We start from the raw sequence: 21,962 nt of genomic DNA, 5'->3' as shown, positions 1-21,962 counted from the left end.
ATCTCAAAAACAAAAAGTATGAAAACATTGCGTAAAGGCAGTTTTGATTCCTCCGTTTCATTCTTGAAAAAACTATTGGGGCGGTCAGGGTATCCACTGGAAATTTCTTCGGATTTTGATGCACTTACACATGATAAAGTGGTACAGTTTCAACGTGCCAATTTTCTAGGTGTAGATGGAATTGTAGGCAAAAACACTTGGCAGAAATTAATGCTTACCGGCTATGATTTTGGCTGGGGCACCACAGATTATATCCTTGAAGATGATGAGTGGATGCACGACTACACGGAGAAAGACACCATCTATTTACACCATACGGCAGGATTGCACAGACCTGATTATACCATTGGTTGGTGGGAAAACGATAATAAACCGGGGACTTTAAATAGGGTAGGCACCTCTTTTGTTATCGGTAGAAAGTCCTTGGAAGGCGATGATCTATTTGATGGGGTCACGTACCGAGCGTTCAATGAGATGTATTGGGCGCATCATTTAGGTACTAAATTAAAAAACAATAAACTGCTCAACCAAAAATCTATAGGTATTGAAATCTGCTCATTGGGGCATTTGAAAAAAAGCAGTGACGGTCAGTTTTATTTTCAGAGTAACTCCAAGAAAATAGCCGTGCCGGAGTCTGAGGTTTGTCAGTTGAATACGCCGTGGAGAGGGCATCAGTATTTTCAAAAATACACCGATAAACAGATCAAAGAATGTGAGCGATTGATCCTCACACTGGCTACAATTTTTGACATTCCCATAAAAAACCTCAAATACGATAGTTCTTGGTTTGCTATAAGTGAAGAAGCCCAAAACGGCGCACCGGGCATATGGACGCACTGCAATGTAAGAACGGATAAAACGGATTGCTTTCCGCAACCCGAGTTCATAGAAATGTTGAACGGACTCCATACCGCATACCAAAATTTTGAACTGGATTACGCAGAGCTCGAATCTGTGACTATGGGAGCTCCCAACGAATTGAACAAAGCCGTATTGGAAAATTATGCGGAGGATTTAGAGTTGATTGACAATTAATAACCACTTGTAACGCAGCAAATCATGGATGATAAACTAAGGGAATTGGCCGAAGAGTCGTATTCAAATTATGCGAGTGTCCTAAACGACATCGATCGCATAAAAACGGATATCACCCATGTACGCCAGGGGAAAGTAGAACTATCTGAAATTCAAACCGATACCGAGCGATTGTCCAATCGTATTTCCCGAGAAGGAACAGCGGAACTTCAGGCACTGGAACGCATTAACGGGGAAGCCAATTTTCAGGATATTCGTATTATTCAGCGTATCGTAGAACTGTCTCGGGCCGTGGGTAGGATCACCACCAATTCCAGGTTGGGCAACACAGGTCACGGTACTGGATTTTTAATCGCCCCGAACCTCATTCTTACCAACAACCATGTATTGGGAACTGCGGAAACGGCAAGCAATTCTACCATTCAGTTCAACTACGAGTTAGATCAATTTGGAAATCCTAATAAATCGGAAAGTTTCAATCTATTGCCAGAGGAATTCTTTATGACATCGCATTACAAAAAAGATGCCGGTGACCCGTATAGCGGTCTGGATTTTACTATTGTTGCCGTGGAGAAAGTTTCGAATGAGGGCACACCCATCAGTAATTTTCCTGTCGCCCGATTGGATAAAAAATTGGGTAAGATCATTGATGGTGAGAACTGTGCAATCGTGCAGCATCCGAAAGGGGATTACAAGAAAATAGTCATGAAAGACATCCGCATGCTGGTGCTTAAGGGTGATTTTCTCATTTACGAATCGGATACACTTCCCGGTTCGTCCGGTAGTATGGTCCTTGGTTTAGGAACCGGCGAAGTAGTGGCCCTGCACCACAGCGCCGTACCCCGAAAAAATAGGCACGGACAATGGCTAAGAAAAGACGGATCCGTAGTACAACCCGGAGACCCGGATAATATGATAGACTGGATGGGGAACGAAGGCATTCGCATTAGCAGTATTCTGACTATGATTGCGAAAATTCCCGTCAGCAAAACAATGGAAAAATACAAGTCGTCTTTGGTGGGTATTGTAGATGTAAATACAAATTCAACTCCTGTTCATACCGAAAATAGAACCGCACCATCAAAACCGTATGTTATGAATCGTTCAGAGAGCACGTCTACGCAAACCCAATATTTTGAGATTCAACTTTCCGAGGTAAAAGAGATGCAAAATGATTGGAAGGAGAACGCCAGCAGTTTAGTGCCGGGGCTTGTTTTGAGCGAACCGTTATACCCCATGTCCACGGAAAAGGCGCACCGCAACTTTTTTTACATCCATGTAGAATCAGAAAAAAGTCCGTGGGAAGTGGCCGCCGATCTAGAGGGACTTCCACAGATTGAAACCTGTACTCCTGATCTAGAAATGTCAACGGATATTAAACCGGGGCATTACGGGCGATGGTCTAGAAATGAGAGCTTGGAATCTTTGGATGACGGGACTGCGGATTGGGATAAAAGTGAAGGCGACTTTAAAATAAAATGGGCCAATGCCCATCTCGTAAAAGACCTGATCCAAAATGGAAAAAGTCAAGAATACAGAGAGTGGAACCGGGCAGCCGTAAAATTGTCTAAGGTAAACTTGGACGGAATAGCGGCAAACGGTAAAAACGTAAAACTCGTTCAATTGGACACGGGCTACACGGACCATTCCAAGGTTATGGACGGTTATAATTTACTGCAGGACGAAGATTTTATTGATGGCGAAGATGCTCGTGATGAAATGAGCGTAGGGGTATTGCGGCAACCGGGCCACGGCACGCGAACCGCAAGTATTGTAGTTGGAAAACGTTCTAACGGTGCCATTAAAAATGATGGAAACCAAGGGGTGGTGGTCAGTGAAGATGACAAGGCTTTGGTAAAGGTAATTCCGTACCGGATTTCTAAATCGGTAATTTTGATCGGTAGAGGGCGGAATTTGTTCAATGCGGTTTCTCAAGCCATAAACTCCGAAGCTGATATCATATTTATGTGCATGGGCAGTTACCCGAGACCTATGATTTATAGTATTGCGAAAACGGCCTATGAACGGGGAATCATTTGGGTCTGTGCAGCGGGCAATATGGTAGAATCCGTAATTGCTCCTGCGGTGTATCCGGGTACGATTGCAGTGGCCGCAACAAATCCTAATAATGAGCCTTGGCGGTATACTTCGTATGGTCCGGCAGTAGATATTGCTGCACCCGGCGAAGATGTGTATGTTCCTTTTAAGAACAAACGCCAAGAAGATATTATGGTCTTTGGATCCGGTACCAGTTATGCGACGCCACATGTTGCCTCTGCTGCTGCTTTATGGAAAGCCCAGCATTCCGATTTTCTTAAAAAGCATGTGAAAGAACCCTGGCAAATTGTTGAATTGTTTAGAAAACATGTAAAGGCTACCGCAGAAAAAGACCCTAACCATAACGGCGGTAAGTGGGATGAAGAACGATTTGGTGCCGGTATTTTAGACGTAGAAAAATTGCTGAAAGAAAAAATGCCCGTCAAGCCAAACGAAATTGAAGAGATGTTTAAAAGTCTGGAACATGCCTATCGTGGTAAAGAAAAGTCCGCTCAGTGGGATTTGGGCGTTCGGGAAACGGTACACTTTTTATGGAATACGGCAAGGAAAAAATTAACTCCTGGTTTTGAAAGTACAACGGCTCAGGAAGCGCTGACCGAAAGAGCACGGATAAGTGTAGCGGCCATGACAGGAAGACCGGTAAATAAAGTTTTTGAGAGCTATGATCAGTTTGATGAAGATCAAACCGAAAGATTACTGAAAGTATACTTCGAAAGTTTCAACTAAAAATTCAATGTCATGAACAATTACTTTGACCTACATATTCATCCACTGGCTAAAAACCATCTAGCTCTTAAACCTAAAGAACCATCCACAAAGAATAGGCTTGAAGACCTGGTAGGTCCGGTCTCAATGTCCAAAGATTTTAAAGATTATACCAACGAAACGGTACTAAGAAAGTTAGAGAGCCAAAGTTGTATTGATTATCTAAACGAAGGCATGGTTCGTTTTGGGGTAGCATCCGTAAGCGCTTTGCAATTTGGTATGGCTTCAAGTAAAGGCTTCTTTACCGATATTTTAAAAAGTGGCCTGAAAAAGCCTATTGACGATCAATATTTTGAGATGGTCAAAGAAGGCAAGGTATCTTATCTTAATCTGCTGCTTAAAGAAATACAGCAGTATATAGACCTTAAGGAAAAATGTGATATTAAATATCTAAACCGGGATAATACCCACGAGCTCAACGAATCTGTACTGAACTTGGTTTTTGCTATCGGAGGAGGACATAACCTTTGTATGAAAAAAATAGGAAATGCTTTAGAGTATGATAAGTTTGAAAATTTTACGAAGGGTGATTTTTATGATCCGAGTACAATCCCATCTAAGAACCCTGCCGATGTTCTGGAGTCGTTGGTTGACAAAATGAGAGAGAACAAATTAGAAGTTCTTTATCTAACGCTCGCTCAACAGACCCATATTCCCGAACAACATTTGGCTACACATGCTTTTGGAACAAAATCTATGAAGCATCCTTCATTTTATCCATTTGGCAATGGGTTGACCGAGCTTGGTAAAGAAGTGATCAAACGGGCCTCTACGTTGCAAATTGAAGCGGAAGACGCTGATAACAAAACGCTCACTAAAAAGAAAGGTAAGAGTGAAGTAGTCATGCAATCTGCTCCGGTGTTCATTGATGTTACCTATTTGAGTTTAAAATCTCGTGAAGATTTATATGAGTTCCGAAGAAAAGAAGGTTTTGAAAAAATACCGTTAATAGCGTCTCACGTTGGGGTAACCGGTTATTCTATCAATGGATGGAAACATAACCTTGAGGTTGAAAAATGCAAAAACCATGTTGATCAAGGTATAAAAACCATCAAAACGTATACCCGGCCAAAAGAAGCGGGTTATTGGGGAGCAAATGATAAAAAGGGATTTAATTTCAATCCGAATACGATTAATTTAATGGATGAGGATATTATTGAAATAGCCAATAGCGGAGGACTTATAGGTGTGAGTCTAGATGTAGATGTTTTGGGCTATGATTCCAATTTTATGAACGAAAAGGATAATTGTGAGTTTCTGACCACTCCGGATTTCATCCATTTTTTTCCCTATAAAAGTATACGACTTCTGGAGTATGCTACCGCCGAAGAAATACGGGCCCAAGAGTCTTGGCTAGAACCGAACCGACGAGAGCTACATCCATTGAGTCTTTGTTTTAATATCGTTCATATTTTGGCGGTTATCGGTCTAAAGACCTCACATAAAGATTCAGCCGAAGAATACATTTGCATTGGTAGTGATTTTGATGGGTTTATTGAGCCCTTAAGAGTTTGTAGCGATAGTAGAAATTTGAAAAATTTAGAAGCTTGTTTGATGAAATGGCTGCCCGTGGCTGCCAAGGAATATCAGAAAGTAAACGGGGGTACCAATGACCTGTTTGAATTTACCAAGAAGAAAAAAGATTTGGAGAAGGTGGTGAGGAAGATACTGTATATAAACGGGTCAAAATTTTTGGGAGATAACTTTTCCAGGATAATATCTAGCAATGAAGCACCTAATGTGGAGCTAGTTGATTAATGTGATGACAAAAGAAAATTTCTCTTAAGAATAATAAAAACAAGATGAACAAGAATAACGTGACTACAATAGCTAATATGCAGTTTGTGATTGCTATAGCTTTGCTCATTGCCTACGGCTTCTTTATTTATTTTTTAATAGGAAGGGTAGATAGTGGCGACCCCAGTTGGAGTCGGTTGATCTATTTGTTTTCGGGGGTAGAGGCCATTGTTTTTGCCGCGGTGGGGTTTCTATTCGGAAAAGAAGTGAACCGACAACGAGCGGAAAAAGCGGAAACCGAAAAGAAGGAAGTAGAGGAACAAAAGGAAAAAATCAAAGACGAGAAAGTAGCGGAGCACAATAAGGGACTCGTTCTTGGTGCAATGATCATGCAAGCGGAAGGCGGTCAAAATAAGTCAACGGAAAATCGGGGTCTGGAAATGGAAATGTCTTCAGGCGAATTGCAGGGTATTGCTGCAAAAGCAAAGCAATTGTATCCGGAGTTGGATACGTAACTTTTATTTTTTTCGCTCTCGGGTAAGATTATAGGTAAGTCCAACATAGAGGCCCCATTCGGATTTTTTATAAGTGGGGACTGCGGTGGATTCTGCTGGAACGTACAAATTTCCATTTTCCCTTTCAATACTATTAGAGAGTACATCTAGTCGCGCTAACGAAGCTCCGGCGTTTATGCCTATGAGCTGCTCTCTGCCGATTAATACTCCAGCCCCGAATAGATATCGGGTAATGCCATCCAAAGGAGATACCGCAGCGCCGGCGTTCAGTCCACCTCGTAGGTCTGCTTTAAATTGATAACTGAAATGAGCTAATGCTCCAATGGCAACATCAAAATTACTTCCGTTTTCTTCCAATATTTGGTTTCGGCCATCATCCTGACTTTCCAAATAGTACGACTTTTCGTTGAGGTTGTTATAAAAGAATCCCGTTGAAAAATCGAACTTAAAACCACCTTTCTTTGTGAAAAAGTCGATTTTTTTAGTAAAAATAGTATCGTTCGTAAACGTATTGATCAGCGTTATTTTTGCTTCCATAACGTCTTTAGATGCCTTTAGTAATTCTGGAAATTGCTCGTAGTTCTTCATCTCCGTAGAACCCACAAGAAAATCAAAATACCTTAAACTGGTTTCCAAATCTATAGTTTCGCTCAGCACTTCCAAATAGGAAGAGTATAGAATTAATTCATTGGCCACACTAGAATCTATACTCAGGTCAGAGTTCTCGATCAGCGTTTTATAATAGTGTTTTGCACTTTGAATGTAATGGTAGGATTGGGCCACATTGTTTCTCAAGACATCATAATCTACATTTTTGGGTTTTAGGATATCTGCAGTTCTATTAAAAACTTGGCTGAGTTCCCGTAAATGAAGTTGAGCTTTCTTTTGAATGCCTTTCACCATATCCAGTGTTCTAAATTCCGCATTGTCATTGGAGACTTCATAAAGGGCATTGGCACGTTCAGTAAGTGAATCGAGTTTTTTAACATGTTCTAACGCCTGCTTGTAAACAAGGTTATATTTGGGGCCAGAACTTTCTTGGGATATAAAACCTAAAATACCGGAATCAGGAATTTTAAGTAAAAGCGATTTTAGTAAATCCGGTGTGCTGGAGGTTAAACTGTAATCCGTAGTTTCAACCACAATCTCAACAAAGGCAGTGTTGATACCTAAGATTTTTAAATCATAAAACTCATTCGCATTAAGGTCGTCCGTACTTACATGTTCTAATTCTTTTTTTGCCAAATCGGCTTTGAACGTAATGGTTTCCTGTGCCTCAATTGAAGAATAAAAGAGGCACATAAACCATACTATTAGTATTATTTTTTTCATGAGGGGTTCTTTTAGGATATAGTTTTGTCTGTTATACCACAACAGCCGTGTTGATGGTATGAAAAGGCATGACCAAATGAATGGGTGTACCATTAATATCCACTATACATTTGTTCCAGGCCATTTCATAGAGCTTTTTTAAATCCCTGATATCTTCTTCGGTCATCATACTTTCTGCACCGTAATTCATGATAGAAAAAGGTTTGTGTTCGCCAAATATTTCCGATGGCCATGCCTGTTCACTGATTTTTGCGAAAAAATGGCGAAGCCCAAAAATATGACCCAATTCGTGCATCATGGTCTCTAATTGTTCTTGTTTACTCTGTTCGAACATTTTTGGATATATCACCAATTGATGTCTTCCACTATCCGGAAAAAAGGCACTTGCCAAAACGCATCCGTGGGCATTACAATTATCGGACGGCGACACGTGTATCTGAAAATCGGAATTGTCCGCATTCTCACTAAAACGAACGGGTACCGCATCGCCCCAACCCAATAACGCCTCACCCAACAATTCCCGAACATAGGTTTTTATACCTTCAGGGTTCTGATAATAATATAAGGCAGTTTCGTCAAAAGTCCAACGTAAAACCTGATGTTGTGCCCAAAGAGGAATGAACCCTTCACTGGCGTCCACCAAAATTTCAAGCGGAGATCGGTCACCCGGGGTGGAATGTCCCGAGCGGTCCGTGGCACAAATAAAGTTATCTCCGTACATGTGTACGCCAGATTGCCCGTTTTCCATTAATTCTTCTTTGCTTTTTTGAGCGAATAGCTCTTGTGAATTTGTTTTCTTTCCCATGATATGTGTATTTAGTTATTATAATTTTTGACCTCCAGAGGCCAATAATTTGCTAATTAGGGGGATTAAAACGCCTAGTCCGCCCAGTGTGCCCACCAGGGTTTCAAAATCTTTTAGTAGTTCCGGCTTTCCTAAACCAATGAATATAATGACGGTTATAATGACCAGATAAATTAGAATACGGGTGTTGGCCCAAGTACCCTTGCCACGGTTTTTGTTTTCTAGACGTAAGGCTTCATTTAGTGATACCGAGGTCATTATAAAATTCTTAAAGCTGTAATTGAAAATTTTAGGACGGTCGTTCCATACTATTAGTCCTTTTTTCATGAGTGAAAAGAGCGAGTTTCTATTCTTTATGTTCATAAAGCCATCTTTAGCTAGATCGTAAAGCAGATAGCGCTCACGTGTGGGTAAGGTGTTCCAAATATCATTATAGTAGCCATGGGCCAGATTTTGGGTATGCATAACCATGCGCTGCCGGTCTAGGCGATGCGGTTGGTTTACGGTATGAGGCGTGTCATAAAGGGACTTGACCAAAATAACAGGTGCTAGAGTGGGGAGAAATTTGCTATATCCCAATTCATCTGTAAGTACGGAAATATCATCTGCGGATGGACTCTGATTCCGTGTAAGTCCGAAATTTAATTTCTTAACTACTTTTTCCGTGTTTTTAGTGATACCTATCAAGACTTGGGGAAACGCACTTAAAATGTTTCGCCAAGAATTAAAGTCGTCTTGAAGTTTTCCCAAGGAATGTTCGGCTTCTCCTTGAGCGGATTCATACATGGAAAAAATCTGACTGGGGTAAACCTCCGAGACCAGAATAATACGTTTACGTTGAGAGATTAAAAAGAGGATAACTCTGAGTTTGGTATGATTGGCATCAAATGATTTAATGTTATGTTCCAAATGCTCTATTACGAAGGCTTCATAATCCTCATGACGAAAATCATTTTGTCCATTTTTATAGCTGCTGGAAAGAATACCAAGGTGGTCCCCAATGTCAGATTCCATTGGCATATTCTCTAGTTGCAACATAGAAAGTGTGGCTATGCTCTGGTAACCGGCATCCGTTAGAATTTCTTTGGCAAAGGTCTGTTTTCCGCAAAAGGGCGGTCCGATAAGAAGCAACCCTGAGTTGGATTTTTCATCGTGGAGAATTTGCCCAAATTTTTCAATATATCCTTCTTTTTGATTTGTGTCGAAATCGTTGGGTTCTAAATGACGAAAGCGGAAAGCAAAGAAACGATCTGAAAAAAACAGAATCAATGAAAACAGAACAGCCAATATGATGACAACTCCAATACTAACTAGAATAATGAATTTAATAGGTAGCGGATGTTTCTGGTTTTCTGGAGCATTTTCAGTAATTCCAACCTTTTTATCGCTATCCAAATAATTAATTTGAAATGTATTTTCATTTTTATTACTGGTCCAGGATAGATCTTGCGCATAGTCATAGACCATACCTTGAAATTCGTTGATGCGCACGTCAAACGTTGGCCGTATTTGCCAGAGGAAATCCTCTAGGAATGTATTCTTCTTATTGGCTCCAAGCGTTTTGCCGTCGGTAATTTCCTCCAGGGCAAATGTTTCGTGATATTGACCAAGTTTTAAGTGGTCCTTGTGAAGTTGATTAAATTGTTCTTTTTGATTTTTAAAGGCAGGTAAACTGGTTTCAAGCAATTTTTCTTTATCCACAAACTGTCTGGCCATATCAATTTTATTCGCCTTGGACCATATGTCATCGTTTAAAATCTTGGCGTTTTTAAAAATCACATACGCTGGAAATATGGTAGATAAAAGCAGCCAACAGAATAGAAATAGGGCATACCAATACCTGTAACCCATGCGTATACCACCTTTCCAGTTCCCAATGTTCTGTATAAAGGCATGGACTTGGCCTTGGAGAGGGGTAACGAATTTTATGTTTTTGGATGATTTGTTGATGTAGATAAAAACTAATAACACGGTTTGCGCTAGAAGGGAAGGAAGCACATAGTTCACTTCATTATCGTTTACCTTACAAGTGAGGATATTGAGGAAAATTATGGCCAGTACTATAATAAGGTCCCGTACCTTAAACTTAAAATCGCCATTGCTTCTGTAGGGATGCAAAGTGTAGAATATGATGAGGTAAGCATATATGGCGAGAAGAAGACAGAGGATGTAAGCCGTGACGGCCCCTATGTGAAAACTGATTAAAAAAGCAATTGAAACTAACCCCATTAGTACTATCGAAAGAAGAATGTAGGAGGTTTTTAAGGACTTTTTTGGAGTTAAAAACTCGAACAAGAAGCGATCATATTTATAGAGTCCTAGCTTAGGGTTTCTTATAATGAGCGATAGGATGGTAATAATCAATATTAAAATCAAGGCCATTACAATACCAATGCAGGAAAGGGCTAAAACTTCGGAAACTTTAGTGCGCAGCAGTGCAATATCATAAAGGACAATTACACTTAAATTTGTGTTGGATATGGGGCTTATACTGTATAGTTGTCCTTCATCTCTATAATTTACCATGCCCTTGGCCTTAATCCTTGCTTGCATGGCTGCCTTTATTTTACTGTTATATCGACTTACATTTAGAAAATTTTCTAAAGTAGCCCTGCCTTTTTTTGAATGAAACCAAACCTCTCCATCTTCGTCTACTACGGCAAACTGAAAGCCAAAGGGTAAAATGGCCTCATGCAAGGACTTCAATTGAGCGGCACCCACCCTATAACCCGGGATGGAGTCCTGCTTGTTTTTAAGTAAATAGATGGCTTCTTCACTTTGGTCTTCAATGGACACCACAGGCCGCATGATATATTTAATTTTGTTGGCGGATGTATTTTGAAACCAGATATTTTTAGAATCAACATAATCCGTATAGTAAGGTCGGCTTCCGAGGTTTGTGGTGTTCTTAATGTTGTTTTTGTCAATGAGCCTAATGTGATACTTTACTTCCCCAGTAGTGGTATCAATTTTAGAAATGAACTTGTGGTTTTCTCGGTAGATTCCATTCACCTCTGAAATTGGAACAGATATACTATCGCTATTTTGTAGGCTAGCTAGAGTATCTCTAATTTGTTCTTCGTTTGATAAGGACATCTCATAAAGAGAAGTTACATTACTTGTGTTTTCAGCCTCAAAACGAGTTTTTATTTCTTTACTGAAATAGTCAAGTCTGTCTGGAAACTTGTAGTAGTAATCGTAATAATGGTTCATAAGGGAGAAGAACACAAGTATTAAAATTGGGGCACCAATAATTACGGATATGCCGGATAGTATAACGTCATTACTGGATAGCCGCTCATCTTCGGCAATAAAGAGCATTTTGAAATAGGGCATTCCAAAAAGGCCAAGTAATAAGAAGGTGGTTAACAGTGCAATTATCCACGGGTCTAATTTTCTGACGGCCTCATTGTACCGTTCCGTTTCAATTAATCCATATATTTCAATATCATAGTGTACATTGGAGTCCAAAGGGGTTTCATAGACGTATTTCCGCCCAAAAAGCTGATAAACTTCATCGTTTTTAGGAATGCCTATAGACATGCCAATGTTAAAGGGATTGAGCGTATTAAGACTGTCAGGAAGTATAATTCGCCCCTTTAGGGAACTCAGTTCAATGGTGGAGTCCCCTTGTTTATTTTGGTTAGGCTCTGGAGCTTTTTTAAAAATGACTATATATTCATCAAACTCCTGGTCAAATGGTGTGCTCTCCCTTATTTTGTGCTTAAGGGCATTCCACACTTTAGGCCTTATTTTGTTCTTGGTAATAGAATCTCCTTGATCTATTAAATCTTGGTCTTCTTTCTTTTCTGATACACTTTTTTTTGTGGCTCTAGTTAATGGAGTTATCTTATTGGCAGTTTTCAATAGGTCATTCCACTTTAGGTCCGTTAACTCCTTGTTCTTTGATTTAAGTTCAGTAATTACCTCTTTGCTTTTGGAAATAGTGTTGTATTCCGTAGCATAATACTTCTGAAAATCGTTATTAAGTTGTTTTGATATAATATCAAAATTGGCATCTAAACTGTGAAGTTTAGACTCACGATAATGGTGTTCGTTATTCTTAATATGAGAGTAGTAGATGGCAAAGAAAACACCAATAATTATAAAGGCTACGGTAAGCAGGGTAAAGAGCCGTTTATTTGCTGTAAAGGGCCTACGTAAAGAATTTCCTAAAGAAGAAGTAGTGGGCATAGGTTCTGCAATAAGAATTAGAAAATGAGGTGTTCACAATGGAGGCCATCATGTATTTTAAGCTATGTACCAATTGAAAAATAATTTCAAGGACAGTGTATAGCCAGTTTCTATTTTTAGGGAACCTTTATTTGTTGTAAAAATGCGCTTACCGTTCGGTAAGTAAAATCCTAAATTAACGATTTTGCTTCCTGACTGTTGTAGTGTTGTATAACTTGTACGGAATTTTGTGCGAATGGCAGTTTTCTTCAATACCGAGCATCATAGCCAATCCATCTAAACAATAAAATGCAATGGCTGCCCGCTTTTATCCAAAGACTCAATAAAATCGTTAGGCACATTATGATACGTTTCCAATCCTAATGTGGTAATAAATTCGTTGGAAAATACGTTCGCCATTTTCTCGGATAGCAGCCAACTTCTACATTTCATCCATTGGTCTGTGTTGTTGCCGTACATGTGGTGGGCTAGATTGGGAAACGCATAGTCCATGCTTTTGCCCCAATGCACGGTAAACGGAATATTTTCAGCTTGCATTGCCTCTATCATAAACCGACCATATTCTTCCAGACTGGGAATTTTATCGGATTTATTCCATTGGATGCCGTCAATCTCAATAACGCAGGTTTTATGGAATTTGGTAAAACCCAAAGTGGCTTCGGTTTGGTTCACGTAGCGCATGGCAAAAATTCCGGGAATAGGATGGTCTTTGGTCATTTTTACCAGCGCGTTCAATGCCCTTTCGGAATCTTCAATGGCAACGCCCATAGAACAGGCAAAAGCAGGGCCTTTGTAACCGGCATCCCAAAAGGTTTCGTAGAGCGTAGCCCTAATTTTTTCTTCGTCCTTGGTAATTTCCGGTAGAATGCTTTTTTGTAGACTTTTTATAAACCACGGAATACTTTTCGGGAATTTCTCACTGAATTTGATCAGCAAATAAATAAGGTCTTTATAAAGCGATTTTTCAATTTTAGTAAACGGGTCCGGGTAGGCCAGAGTGTACTTTTTCTTGTACATGGCCTCTATTACATATTGGTCTTCGTCCACATAAGGGTTAATAAAAACTTTATAGTGGTACGGTCTGCTAGGTTTTCCATTTTCATCTACTTCGTTATCAATTTTAAACTCGGAATTCTTAAAATCTAAAGTTTGGGATAAGGACAGGGCCAGGTCTTTATCGATTCTTCTCACATATCTATCCAACAAAAAAAGGTCTTCCGCTTCTAGGGCAACGCCATGAATAAATCCAAAACTCCCTAAACCCACCAACGCGGCATTAAAAAGGTCGTCGTTCCTAATGACCCTAGCGTTAATACTTTGAGCAAAAGCATCGTTTAAACTGGGTTGGGTATGCCGTTCCAGATACACATTATCTTCAGCATTTGGTCCCGTAAGGATGTTCAAGCCTACAATATAATCCTGTACCGCACCAATATCAAAAGCGGACCCATGTACACCGGTGGAAATACAACCGGCAATAGTCTGCCCGTTACTGGCACCTGTGGTTTTTAAGGATTTACCGTATTCGTTCAATTTTTGCGAAATGCGTTTTATGGTACTTCCGCATTCAAAAAAGAAAATATTTTCATGCGCGTATTCAGAATCAGGGTGCATATCGCTTTCCTCTATTTCAAGGTCTAGATACATCAAATTATTTTGATGCATATTATCTTTTTGATGCGCAATTTTGGACATAGACCAACGCGAGCCGTACGCACGGAAACCCTCATTTTCCGTTTCACATTTTTTAATCAATCGCTGCATTTCTTCCGCTGCGTCGTTATAGCGCAGCACCCTGCTGGGCATAGTGGCTTTATGTTCGTGACGGGTAATATATTGACGCTTCAGGTCAAAAGCCCCGTTCTCGTGCAACGTATCCCATTTTCCAACTAATAATTCACTTGTCTTGGCCATAATATTAAAGATCAGGTAGCATACATACATATTTTATCTTCACTTTTCTACGGCTTCCAAAAGTTACTAAGTACAAAAGGTTGCCACCAAAAGTGTCCGTGAATTCAACCGAAAACAGTTTTCCGGATTCACATTTGTCTTTGGGAACTTTGATCATCATACCATCCGTAAGCACGGAGGTTTTTACTACAGCCGTATATTCTCCGTACATTTTATCGCGGTACCAATCTTGGCCTTCCATGGTTTCAGGAGGCATGGGCACGCCGTGTGTGCTTACCAAACGGGTGGTGTAACAAGATTGTAATAAGAGTGCGGCAATTAGTGCAATTGCGCTGGAGATATAGGCTCTACGTAGTTGAACATTCATTTTTTGGAGTAGTTATATTGCGACTAAAGTTCGCAATGCGTTACATGATGATATTCGGTAGAGGGAATAGAGGTGGCAATATAAAAAGAAGAAGGGAACGCGCTAAGCGGTTTTGTATAGGTAGGCCGTTATTTTGTGTGGATGGTGGGTTTTTGTTTTTTGGGAATGGGAAAAGTTTTAGGCTGAAGACTTTTTTATTTTATTAATTATGGGTTTGTTTAAAAGGTTACAATTATTAGTCTGTGTATTTTTTCATATAGTAATCTAATTCACTAAAGGCTAAATTAAATGTTTCTTTTCTTTCTTGAAGTGAATATGGAATAATACTAATTTTATTAAAATATTTATTTAACAATTCACTAAATATTTTGGATGAGTTCTTACCTATTGAATCATCTATTGTTTTTAACTTAGATTCAATTATACAGTTGCATTGGTGTAAATTATTTTTTAAATCGTTTAAATTTAATTCTGAAGAGCTAGCAGGGTAATTATATGAGATTTCGGTAAAGTCACTATCAGAATTTAGTTCTATGTGGTCTCTCCTGACTGCTTTTGGATATCTATTATAATTATTATCAAATAACTTATTGTACATTGGCCTGCTGATATAAAGTTTAGCACCACCATTATACTCTCGAATGTTTGCATTGTATTGAAAACTGGTCATTGCCAAATCTTCTTCATTTCTCAGGTAAATAAAAGCATCTTTAATATCGAAATTCTCAAAAGACTTAAAACCCGTTTTTGGAAAAAAATACAGTATCGTTCTTTTAGAGTTCTTTTCACTAAAGAATTTTTCTTTAAGAATAAACCCCTCTTTTGAAAAAGCAAGTTTAATATCTCCTATTGCAGGATGATAAAATGTTTGATTTTTGAATTTCTCAATATTTAAAGGAAACTCAATTTTAGTGTTAAGAAGCTTTGCGATTATATCTTTATAAATTTCTAACTTTAGTTTCTTTTGAAAAGGGATTACACCGCTATCTAAATCATTTCTACTTAAATTTAATGGAAGGTTTCCATCAAAGTCGAAAACAGAAATGAAAGGTATGGTAATATCATTCCAGCTAAAACTTTTAACTTTAGGGATTAAAATACCATTAGAAATAAATTTACCACTACGTGTAGAACCATACATTTTTTTACAAAACGATTTGTCATAAGTCCATATGATTTTATTAAATCCGTCAACTTTTAATTCCCTCCATGATGAAGCAATTAATTCATCTGTAAATCCTGGAGTTTTTTCTATATCTCCAAATTCTGTGAATGTCCCTGTTTTATCAAAGTATTCAACTTTAGGGTTGTTTTGTAAGTACCATTTATCAAAGCTGTAAGAACTATTTTTTAACTCTTCTAAAACTTCTTTTTCAATTTGTATAATGATAGTTGTACCTACAGATTCTTTTTTTATTTTGGTTATTTCTATTTGTTCACTGTTTAAATCAGTTGTAAAGGATAATCCATTGCTTGAATTGGAATCTTTTGTTTCTAAACACAATTTATTTCCAAGTAAAAAAGAAGCTAAAACACCTATTCCGAATCTTCCACTTCTTTGAATTTTAGACTGTCCTTCTTTATTTGAGAAATTCTTTTTCCATATAGAACTCTTTCTCAATGAAGAACCGACCTCTAGAAAATAGTTTTTGATAACACCAAGATTCATTCCAAAACCATTGTCCTCAATTTTAAAGAAGTATTTATCAGCTTCCGAGTATAAACTAATTTTCACTAAACCAGTATATTCGGAATTTTCAAGAAACTCACGCTCTCTGCAAGAATCAACAGCATTTTGAAGAAGTTCTCTAACTCCATATGTTGGGTCATTCCCATATAAAGGACCTATTAATAATTTTGGCAATTCATTAGAAACATTAAAAACTATTTTTTCAGGTATATAATTTACCTTCTTTGAATATTCATTTACGTTATCGATATTTGATTTTATTCGTCTATAACAGATTTTAGGCTGTTTTTCTTTTAGTTCTTTACCATAAATTTCACCTAATATTGCCCAGCTTTTATCCAATTCTTTTTGTATATCCTCAAATAACTCCTTCAACTTAATAAATATATAGCTATTTCTTGGTTCACATTGTAAGATTAGAGTTTCAGGATCCTTATTATAAGGTTGGACATATTTTACATCTAAATGTTTGAAGTGTTCGATTTGAGAAATTGGGGAATTAAAAGATTTCAGTTTAACGGTTACTTCGGGAGTTCTTGCAGAGTCAATTTGAAAATAATCTGCAATCCTCAATAGTATCATCAAATATATAATCTCAATGTTATAAGGCTTTGCCCAAGTATCCTGAAATTTTAATTCTAAATATTCAAAAAGACTCCTAATGTTAACCCCATGACTTCTGGCTACTAAACCGCATAAATTTCTAAGGTCATAATCTAATTCTGAAGCAAATGCAATATGACCTTGTTTGGTAGGAAAACCTCTTAATGCTATTTCATGAGCAATTCGTGGGTGATTTCTCCTAATAAATTCACCTATTAATTTTTTGTCTTCTCCCGTTAATTTATCCTTGTTTTCAATTTCAGGAATTTTAAAGTCCCAAGATGGATTTCCAATAATATTTTTCTTTTCGATATCTCCAAACCTCCTTGCATCATCCAAATAATCATTCCATAATTCTTTCCAAGTTTTATTATCAATTTCTGTGACTCTTAAATCATCATATTCTCCTGAAACTAAAGAATAAAATCCTTCAGGAGTTATGTGCATGCCAATATCATGTAAAATTGTAGCTAGAACATATATAGAGACTGAACTAGAGTCATCTTGTAGAAATAATTCTTGAGTTTCCTTGGGAACGATATTAACTGTTGAAGTTAATACAGATTCTATATGCTTTATTCCATGGTCAGTATATTCTTCAAAAAAGTATAAATTGTTTTCCCTAAGAATTGTATCATATTGTGAAATAGTATAGTTGACTATTCCATTTAATCTTTGATTTTTTTCAATTATCTTTTTGAAAGAAACAGGTATGTTCATATCCAATTTGTTATAAGCAGTATATTAATAGGGTTATTTTCGTGTTTCACTCAAACCCCAACACTATTTTCCTACACACCTTAAATATCGTAAAATAGCAATACTAAAAACAAGTGTTCTTTTTACAATTGCGGTCATCTACTGTTTTACTCGTTAAAGTGTAAGAAATTACGGGTATAACGTGGGTTTTTATGAACTCTTTTCTTTGTTATCCGTGTTTTCAGTGCGGATACGCTTTTATAAACTAATCTTTTACGGTCTTTAGTTCTTCATTTTTATAGGTAATTTGGTACGCTTTGCCTTTCTCGGTAAGTTTTATTTCAAAATCGGAAGAAAAAGCCTTGTCATTCGTGGGGAACCAGTCTTTTACGCTTTTGTTAATGCATATAAAAAGTCCGTGTTCATCGCCAATGGCACAGAACCTACTAAACCCTCCATCGTAGATTTCAATTCCGGTACTCGTATGTAGTTCAATGAATTCTTTTTCAATATCATGGGTAGGCAATCCTATTTCCGAAATCTCAAGAAACTGATCGGCGTTAAATTTTTGGTCGGAAGCATTGTTCAAGTTTTTCCGGGCAATAAGCTCCACTATATTGTGGTCTGGATCATAAAAGTAAATGGCTTTGGCATTCCAAAATTCAAAATCCTGTATTTCTTTGCTGCCATTTGTCAATATCTTCACTTTTGCTTTCAGCCAGTCTAACGCTTCAGTTTCCTGGTTTGCGGGAATATTAATGGCAAAATGGTACGGTGTTGTTTTAGGTGCATAGGCTATGTGGAGAATGGATTTCCCCAGTTGCAAAACCACATTTTTATCACTTTGGCGTAGAACCCTCAATCCTAAAATTTGGGTATAGAAGTGGGTTTGCGCTTTAATCTTTGAGCTATATATTTTTAATTCTTTGATCTGCATAATTTATTCATGGTCAGCTATGGGTTTTCCAAGCTTGTTTAAGCATATTTCTTAAAAGATCTATATAGTCCCAACCTATTTTTCTTGCGGCCAGTAAGGTTAAACTATCTTGGTTTTGCCTGTTGGGTCGTGAAGGTCCGGTCATATTGGGTTTCATATTCAAATCGAACAAAAAGTAATTCCCTTTTATATCCGCGCGGCAATCTATACGAATAGGGGCCTTTATCTTCAGGAGTTCGCCCGCTTTTTCGCATTGGGCGTATGCCTTTTCAACTTCTTTAGAATTCAGTTCATCCTCATCCAGAACCGAGCTATTTTGCATGACCGCCACCGTACCGTTGTAGGGGGCAATACCGTCTTTATGGTTGAACCTTTTAACGGCCGGTAGGCACCAGGGTTTTTTGTAACGTATCTCTTGGTCATTGATGGTATACGTACCCGCAGGCATTACGGTTACCGTAATTTCCTGACCGTTTAAAAACTCCTCTACATACACTACTGTGCCGTATGCTTCGCCTGAGAATATCGCGTTGAGTTGAATGTTCAGTTCTGTAGGGTTCTTTACTAAAGATACACCTTGGCTTCCCCTACCTCTTAAGGGTTTAACGACCAGAGGGAAATCCATTTCAAGCGAATAATCGGTAAAATTTTCACTTGAAATTAGTTGGGTCCTTGGAATGGCAATGTTGTTATTTCTTAAAAATTCGTTCGTAAAATATTTGTCGTCATACATATCTACCTCCTCTGGTAGTTGCCCAACAAACCGGACATCACGGTCAAAGAAATGTGTGATCTCATGTTCTTTGTACAAAACGGTATTCAGCCAAAATGTATTGGCTCCTTTTTCCAAGGCTTTTTCAATGCCTTCTTTGGTATCCGGAAATACCCAATCCAAATAGGTTTCTATATTGGGTTCATCTACAGGTGTTACTATTTGTATGCCGTGTTTATGTAGCGCACAAGCAATATCCGCCCCACTGTCTGAATATCCACCAGGTTTCATTGGTTTCTGCACCCCATCTTTTATTGGGGGTAGTTTGGCCTGATATAGAATAGCTATTTTTTGCACGATATTTTGGGTTGAAGTGTTGGGAATACGTAAAGGTAAAAAATGGAAGGGAGTCAATTATTCTAGCTTGATAATAATTTTGAAAATGGATGTAGCCCGATGTGATAGATACATTTTTTCACATCCGTTTGAAAATGAGCAGGTTTGCCCTAATTTTTAATGGAAGTGGTTGATTGTCTGATAAATCCGTAAAAATAGACGTAGAGGTTTCCGTATTCGTCAAAAAGGCTTCAGGCAAACGTCCATATGGGGCTGAGCTCCGTATTTTACTACCAAGACGAACCAATTATATACCAAAATTGCCGAATGATCTATTTTAAAAAACGGCTTGTTCTTTTAATTTCCCTGGTGTTCCTGTGCCATTCGTATGGTCAGGAGAAGCAACAATACAATGGCCCGCTAGAAGTTGGTGCCTACAAGGGGAAAGCTGCCTACACCTATGTAGTAACGGAACAGGACACCCTCTACGATGGTACTTTTCAATTACAAAGTAGCAACCTCAATGCCTTATTGGAAGAAGCGGATACTTCTTTTTTAATGGAAGGCAGTTTTGATAAAGGCACCCCAACGGGACCTTGGCTTTTTCAGTTTGGCGAGTTTCAAACGGAGAGCGAAAGTAAGCTTGTAGGTTACGAATACCGCGTGTTGGTCAGTGGCCAACAAGAGGAGGGAAGGGGAACTATTTTAAACGGAAAGCCCCATGGAAAATGGTCGTATGAAGTAAACCGTATTAAATCCTCCGAAGTAGAAACCACACTTTTTAGCAGTATCATCAATTTTGAAAATGGCGTGCCCCAACAAAGTTTTCAGATGGAAAACGATAGTACGGTGCTCGTGGGCCGCTTTCTAAGAAACGGGCTAGCGCATGACGAATGGACCTCCTACGCATCTAATGACCTAGAAGATACCGAAAACTGGATTTTTGACGAGGGGCTGCTACAGAAAATCAATTGGACCACGGATGGGATATCCAAAGAAATTAATGTTTTTACTTCGCACGACTCTTACAAAACGATTGCACTAAATCAAGGATATATAGACCTTTTAAAAGCAACCATAACTTCTGAAAATTCTATTGATTTTAAAAGTGATGTTGCCCAGCTGTTGGCCGAGAACGACGGTTACTATTCAAGATTGAACGGCATTTTAAACAAAATGGGATCAACGGACTTGACTCCTAATTTTCAGGTGAAAGTCCCTTTTTATGCATTGGATGCCCAGCAGAAAGCAGATATTGACCAAATTGCCCAAGATTTTAAAGCGGCAAAATCCATCAGCGATACCCTTTTAAATAACAGTCACTTGAATATTGTACGCCGCTCCGATGCCGATGCGCAGTATAGATATGAAGTGGTCAAAAAAATAGATGCCGATTTTCTACAACCGCTTCACACTTTTGTAAAGTATAAGGAGGAAGATATTCTGGAATATATGGAGCTTCCCAAATTGATGCAACAATTGTGGCCGTCCGGAAAGCCCAATACGAATATTGAAGTTGTAACGGATACGGCTCAAAACACAAGAACTTTTGTATTGGCCAATACGGGTGAATTCAATTTTAATGGCAACTCCACTAAAACGGTCGCCGCAATAGCCGAATACGCCAAGCTAAGTTTACATGAGCTTATGGAATCCTTATCCGACCGATTGACGAACGAGGCACGACTACAGGCCCTAAACGGACTGGAAAAAGACTTGATTGCGGAGAACGATAGTTTGGTAACCCAAATAGATTCTTTGCTGCCTGCACTGCCGTTGCTATACAATGCTCCGCTAAACAACTTAAAAAAGCTCGCGGACAAGTCCTTAGGGGAATATGCTTCCTTGAACAAGCCCGAAGAGAAATTGGCTTTTGGTAACAAGCTGAAAGTATGCTTGGGAGAATTACAGGAATTAACGGGTGTTCTTGGCAACCTTCCCGCTACATCCGAAGAAATAAAAGTACTGTACGAAGATGCCATTTGGAACCCCTTTATGGCAACGGTAATGCAAGAAGGGGTGAAAAAGAGAGTTACTTCCGCCTACAGCGAAATACTCCTTCCTGATTTTCTGATACAAGCAACTCAAGTGGATTGTGAGAATGCAAAAAAGCTTACCGAGCAGATTACACATACCAACGATCGTATGGTGAAACTTAGGGAAGAGGATACCAAAAAACTAGAACGCAAATTGCGTAGGGAGAAGAACCCCAATGAGATTATGAAACTGCTTCATGAGCAATCAACCGCCAAAGAGAAATAGA

Annotated in this window: 13 protein-coding genes; 5 read left to right on the top strand and 8 right to left on the bottom strand. The window is 38.7% G+C overall.

The features are described from left to right. Positions 1 to 18: 18 nt before the first annotated feature. Genes P0077_RS03640 through P0077_RS03625 form a run of 4 tightly spaced genes read left to right on the top strand, consistent with a single transcriptional unit; the run spans position 19 to position 6,110 of the window. Entirely contained in the window at positions 19 to 1,035 is a 1,017-nt protein-coding gene (locus P0077_RS03640; RefSeq protein WP_276167803.1) for a peptidoglycan recognition protein family protein, read from the top strand. A 24-nt stretch (positions 1,036 to 1,059) separates the two neighbouring features. Next, positions 1,060 to 3,819, top strand: a complete 2,760-nt coding sequence (locus tag P0077_RS03635) for a S8 family serine peptidase (RefSeq protein WP_276167802.1) — start codon at positions 1,060 to 1,062, stop codon at positions 3,817 to 3,819. Positions 3,820 to 3,831: 12 nt separating this feature from the next. Next, positions 3,832 to 5,616 (top strand): amidohydrolase family protein, encoded by a 1,785-nt coding sequence (locus P0077_RS03630; RefSeq protein WP_276167801.1) that lies wholly within the window; start codon positions 3,832 to 3,834, stop codon positions 5,614 to 5,616. Between the two features lie 44 nt (positions 5,617 to 5,660). After that, positions 5,661 to 6,110, top strand: a complete 450-nt coding sequence (locus tag P0077_RS03625; RefSeq protein ID WP_276167800.1) for a hypothetical protein — start codon at positions 5,661 to 5,663, stop codon at positions 6,108 to 6,110. A 3-nt stretch (positions 6,111 to 6,113) separates the two neighbouring features. Here P0077_RS03625 and P0077_RS03620 read toward each other — a convergent pair whose 3' ends face one another. From P0077_RS03620 to P0077_RS03585, 8 genes are all read right to left on the bottom strand, one after another. Next, positions 6,114 to 7,442: a hypothetical protein gene (locus tag P0077_RS03620; protein ID WP_276167799.1), complete on the bottom strand. Its 1,329-nt coding sequence runs from the start codon at positions 7,440 to 7,442 to the stop codon at positions 6,114 to 6,116. Between the two features lie 31 nt (positions 7,443 to 7,473). Beyond that, the gene (locus P0077_RS03615) at positions 7,474 to 8,247 is read right to left on the bottom strand and encodes a matrixin family metalloprotease (protein WP_276167798.1); all 774 of its coding nucleotides are present in this window, start codon (positions 8,245 to 8,247) and stop codon (positions 7,474 to 7,476) included. 18 nt (positions 8,248 to 8,265) lie between these two features. Beyond that, positions 8,266 to 12,441: a cache domain-containing protein gene (locus tag P0077_RS03610; protein WP_276167797.1), complete on the bottom strand. Its 4,176-nt coding sequence runs from the start codon at positions 12,439 to 12,441 to the stop codon at positions 8,266 to 8,268. Positions 12,442 to 12,717: 276 nt separating this feature from the next. Then, complete coding sequence (locus P0077_RS03605) at positions 12,718 to 14,355, bottom strand: FAD-binding protein (RefSeq protein ID WP_276167796.1); 1,638 nt, start codon at positions 14,353 to 14,355, stop codon at positions 12,718 to 12,720. Positions 14,356 to 14,359: 4 nt separating this feature from the next. Next, a complete protein-coding gene (locus tag P0077_RS03600; RefSeq protein WP_276167795.1) occupies positions 14,360 to 14,722 on the bottom strand; it encodes a hypothetical protein in 363 nt (120 codons plus the stop codon). 235 nt (positions 14,723 to 14,957) lie between these two features. Then, positions 14,958 to 17,735 carry an HD domain-containing protein gene (locus tag P0077_RS03595; RefSeq protein ID WP_276167794.1) on the bottom strand — a complete coding sequence of 926 codons (2,778 nt, stop codon included), beginning with the start codon at positions 17,733 to 17,735 and terminating at the stop codon, positions 14,958 to 14,960. Positions 17,736 to 17,979: 244 nt separating this feature from the next. Continuing rightward, positions 17,980 to 18,651 (bottom strand): VOC family protein, encoded by a 672-nt coding sequence (locus P0077_RS03590; RefSeq protein WP_276167793.1) that lies wholly within the window; start codon positions 18,649 to 18,651, stop codon positions 17,980 to 17,982. 13 nt (positions 18,652 to 18,664) lie between these two features. Then, a complete protein-coding gene (locus P0077_RS03585; RefSeq protein ID WP_276167792.1) occupies positions 18,665 to 19,720 on the bottom strand; it encodes an ATP-grasp domain-containing protein in 1,056 nt (351 codons plus the stop codon). 306 nt (positions 19,721 to 20,026) lie between these two features. On the opposite strand from P0077_RS03585, the gene P0077_RS03580 reads away from it, so the two are divergent. Continuing rightward, the gene (locus tag P0077_RS03580) at positions 20,027 to 21,961 is read left to right on the top strand and encodes a hypothetical protein (protein WP_276167791.1); all 1,935 of its coding nucleotides are present in this window, start codon (positions 20,027 to 20,029) and stop codon (positions 21,959 to 21,961) included. The last annotated feature ends 1 nt before the right edge of the window (position 21,962 follow it).

Origin of the sequence: Zobellia alginiliquefaciens, assembly GCF_029323795.1 — a bacterium.
In the GTDB taxonomy this organism is placed as follows: domain Bacteria; phylum Bacteroidota; class Bacteroidia; order Flavobacteriales; family Flavobacteriaceae; genus Zobellia; species Zobellia alginiliquefaciens.
This window is presented reverse-complemented; position numbering and strand designations above follow the sequence as displayed.

Coding starts and splice junctions, on each gene's coding strand:
- P0077_RS03640 (WP_276167803.1), top strand. CDS start 19: ATGAAAACATTGCGTAAAGGCAGTTTTGATTCCTCCGTTTCATTCTTG.
- P0077_RS03635 (WP_276167802.1), top strand. CDS start 1,060: ATGGATGATAAACTAAGGGAATTGGCCGAAGAGTCGTATTCAAATTAT.
- P0077_RS03630 (WP_276167801.1), top strand. CDS start 3,832: ATGAACAATTACTTTGACCTACATATTCATCCACTGGCTAAAAACCAT.
- P0077_RS03625 (WP_276167800.1), top strand. CDS start 5,661: ATGAACAAGAATAACGTGACTACAATAGCTAATATGCAGTTTGTGATT.
- P0077_RS03620 (WP_276167799.1), bottom strand. CDS start 7,442: ATGAAAAAAATAATACTAATAGTATGGTTTATGTGCCTCTTTTATTCT.
- P0077_RS03615 (WP_276167798.1), bottom strand. CDS start 8,247: ATGGGAAAGAAAACAAATTCACAAGAGCTATTCGCTCAAAAAAGCAAA.
- P0077_RS03610 (WP_276167797.1), bottom strand. CDS start 12,441: ATGCCCACTACTTCTTCTTTAGGAAATTCTTTACGTAGGCCCTTTACA.
- P0077_RS03605 (WP_276167796.1), bottom strand. CDS start 14,355: ATGGCCAAGACAAGTGAATTATTAGTTGGAAAATGGGATACGTTGCAC.
- P0077_RS03600 (WP_276167795.1), bottom strand. CDS start 14,722: ATGAATGTTCAACTACGTAGAGCCTATATCTCCAGCGCAATTGCACTA.
- P0077_RS03595 (WP_276167794.1), bottom strand. CDS start 17,735: ATGAACATACCTGTTTCTTTCAAAAAGATAATTGAAAAAAATCAAAGA.
- P0077_RS03590 (WP_276167793.1), bottom strand. CDS start 18,651: ATGCAGATCAAAGAATTAAAAATATATAGCTCAAAGATTAAAGCGCAA.
- P0077_RS03580 (WP_276167791.1), top strand. CDS start 20,027: ATGATCTATTTTAAAAAACGGCTTGTTCTTTTAATTTCCCTGGTGTTC.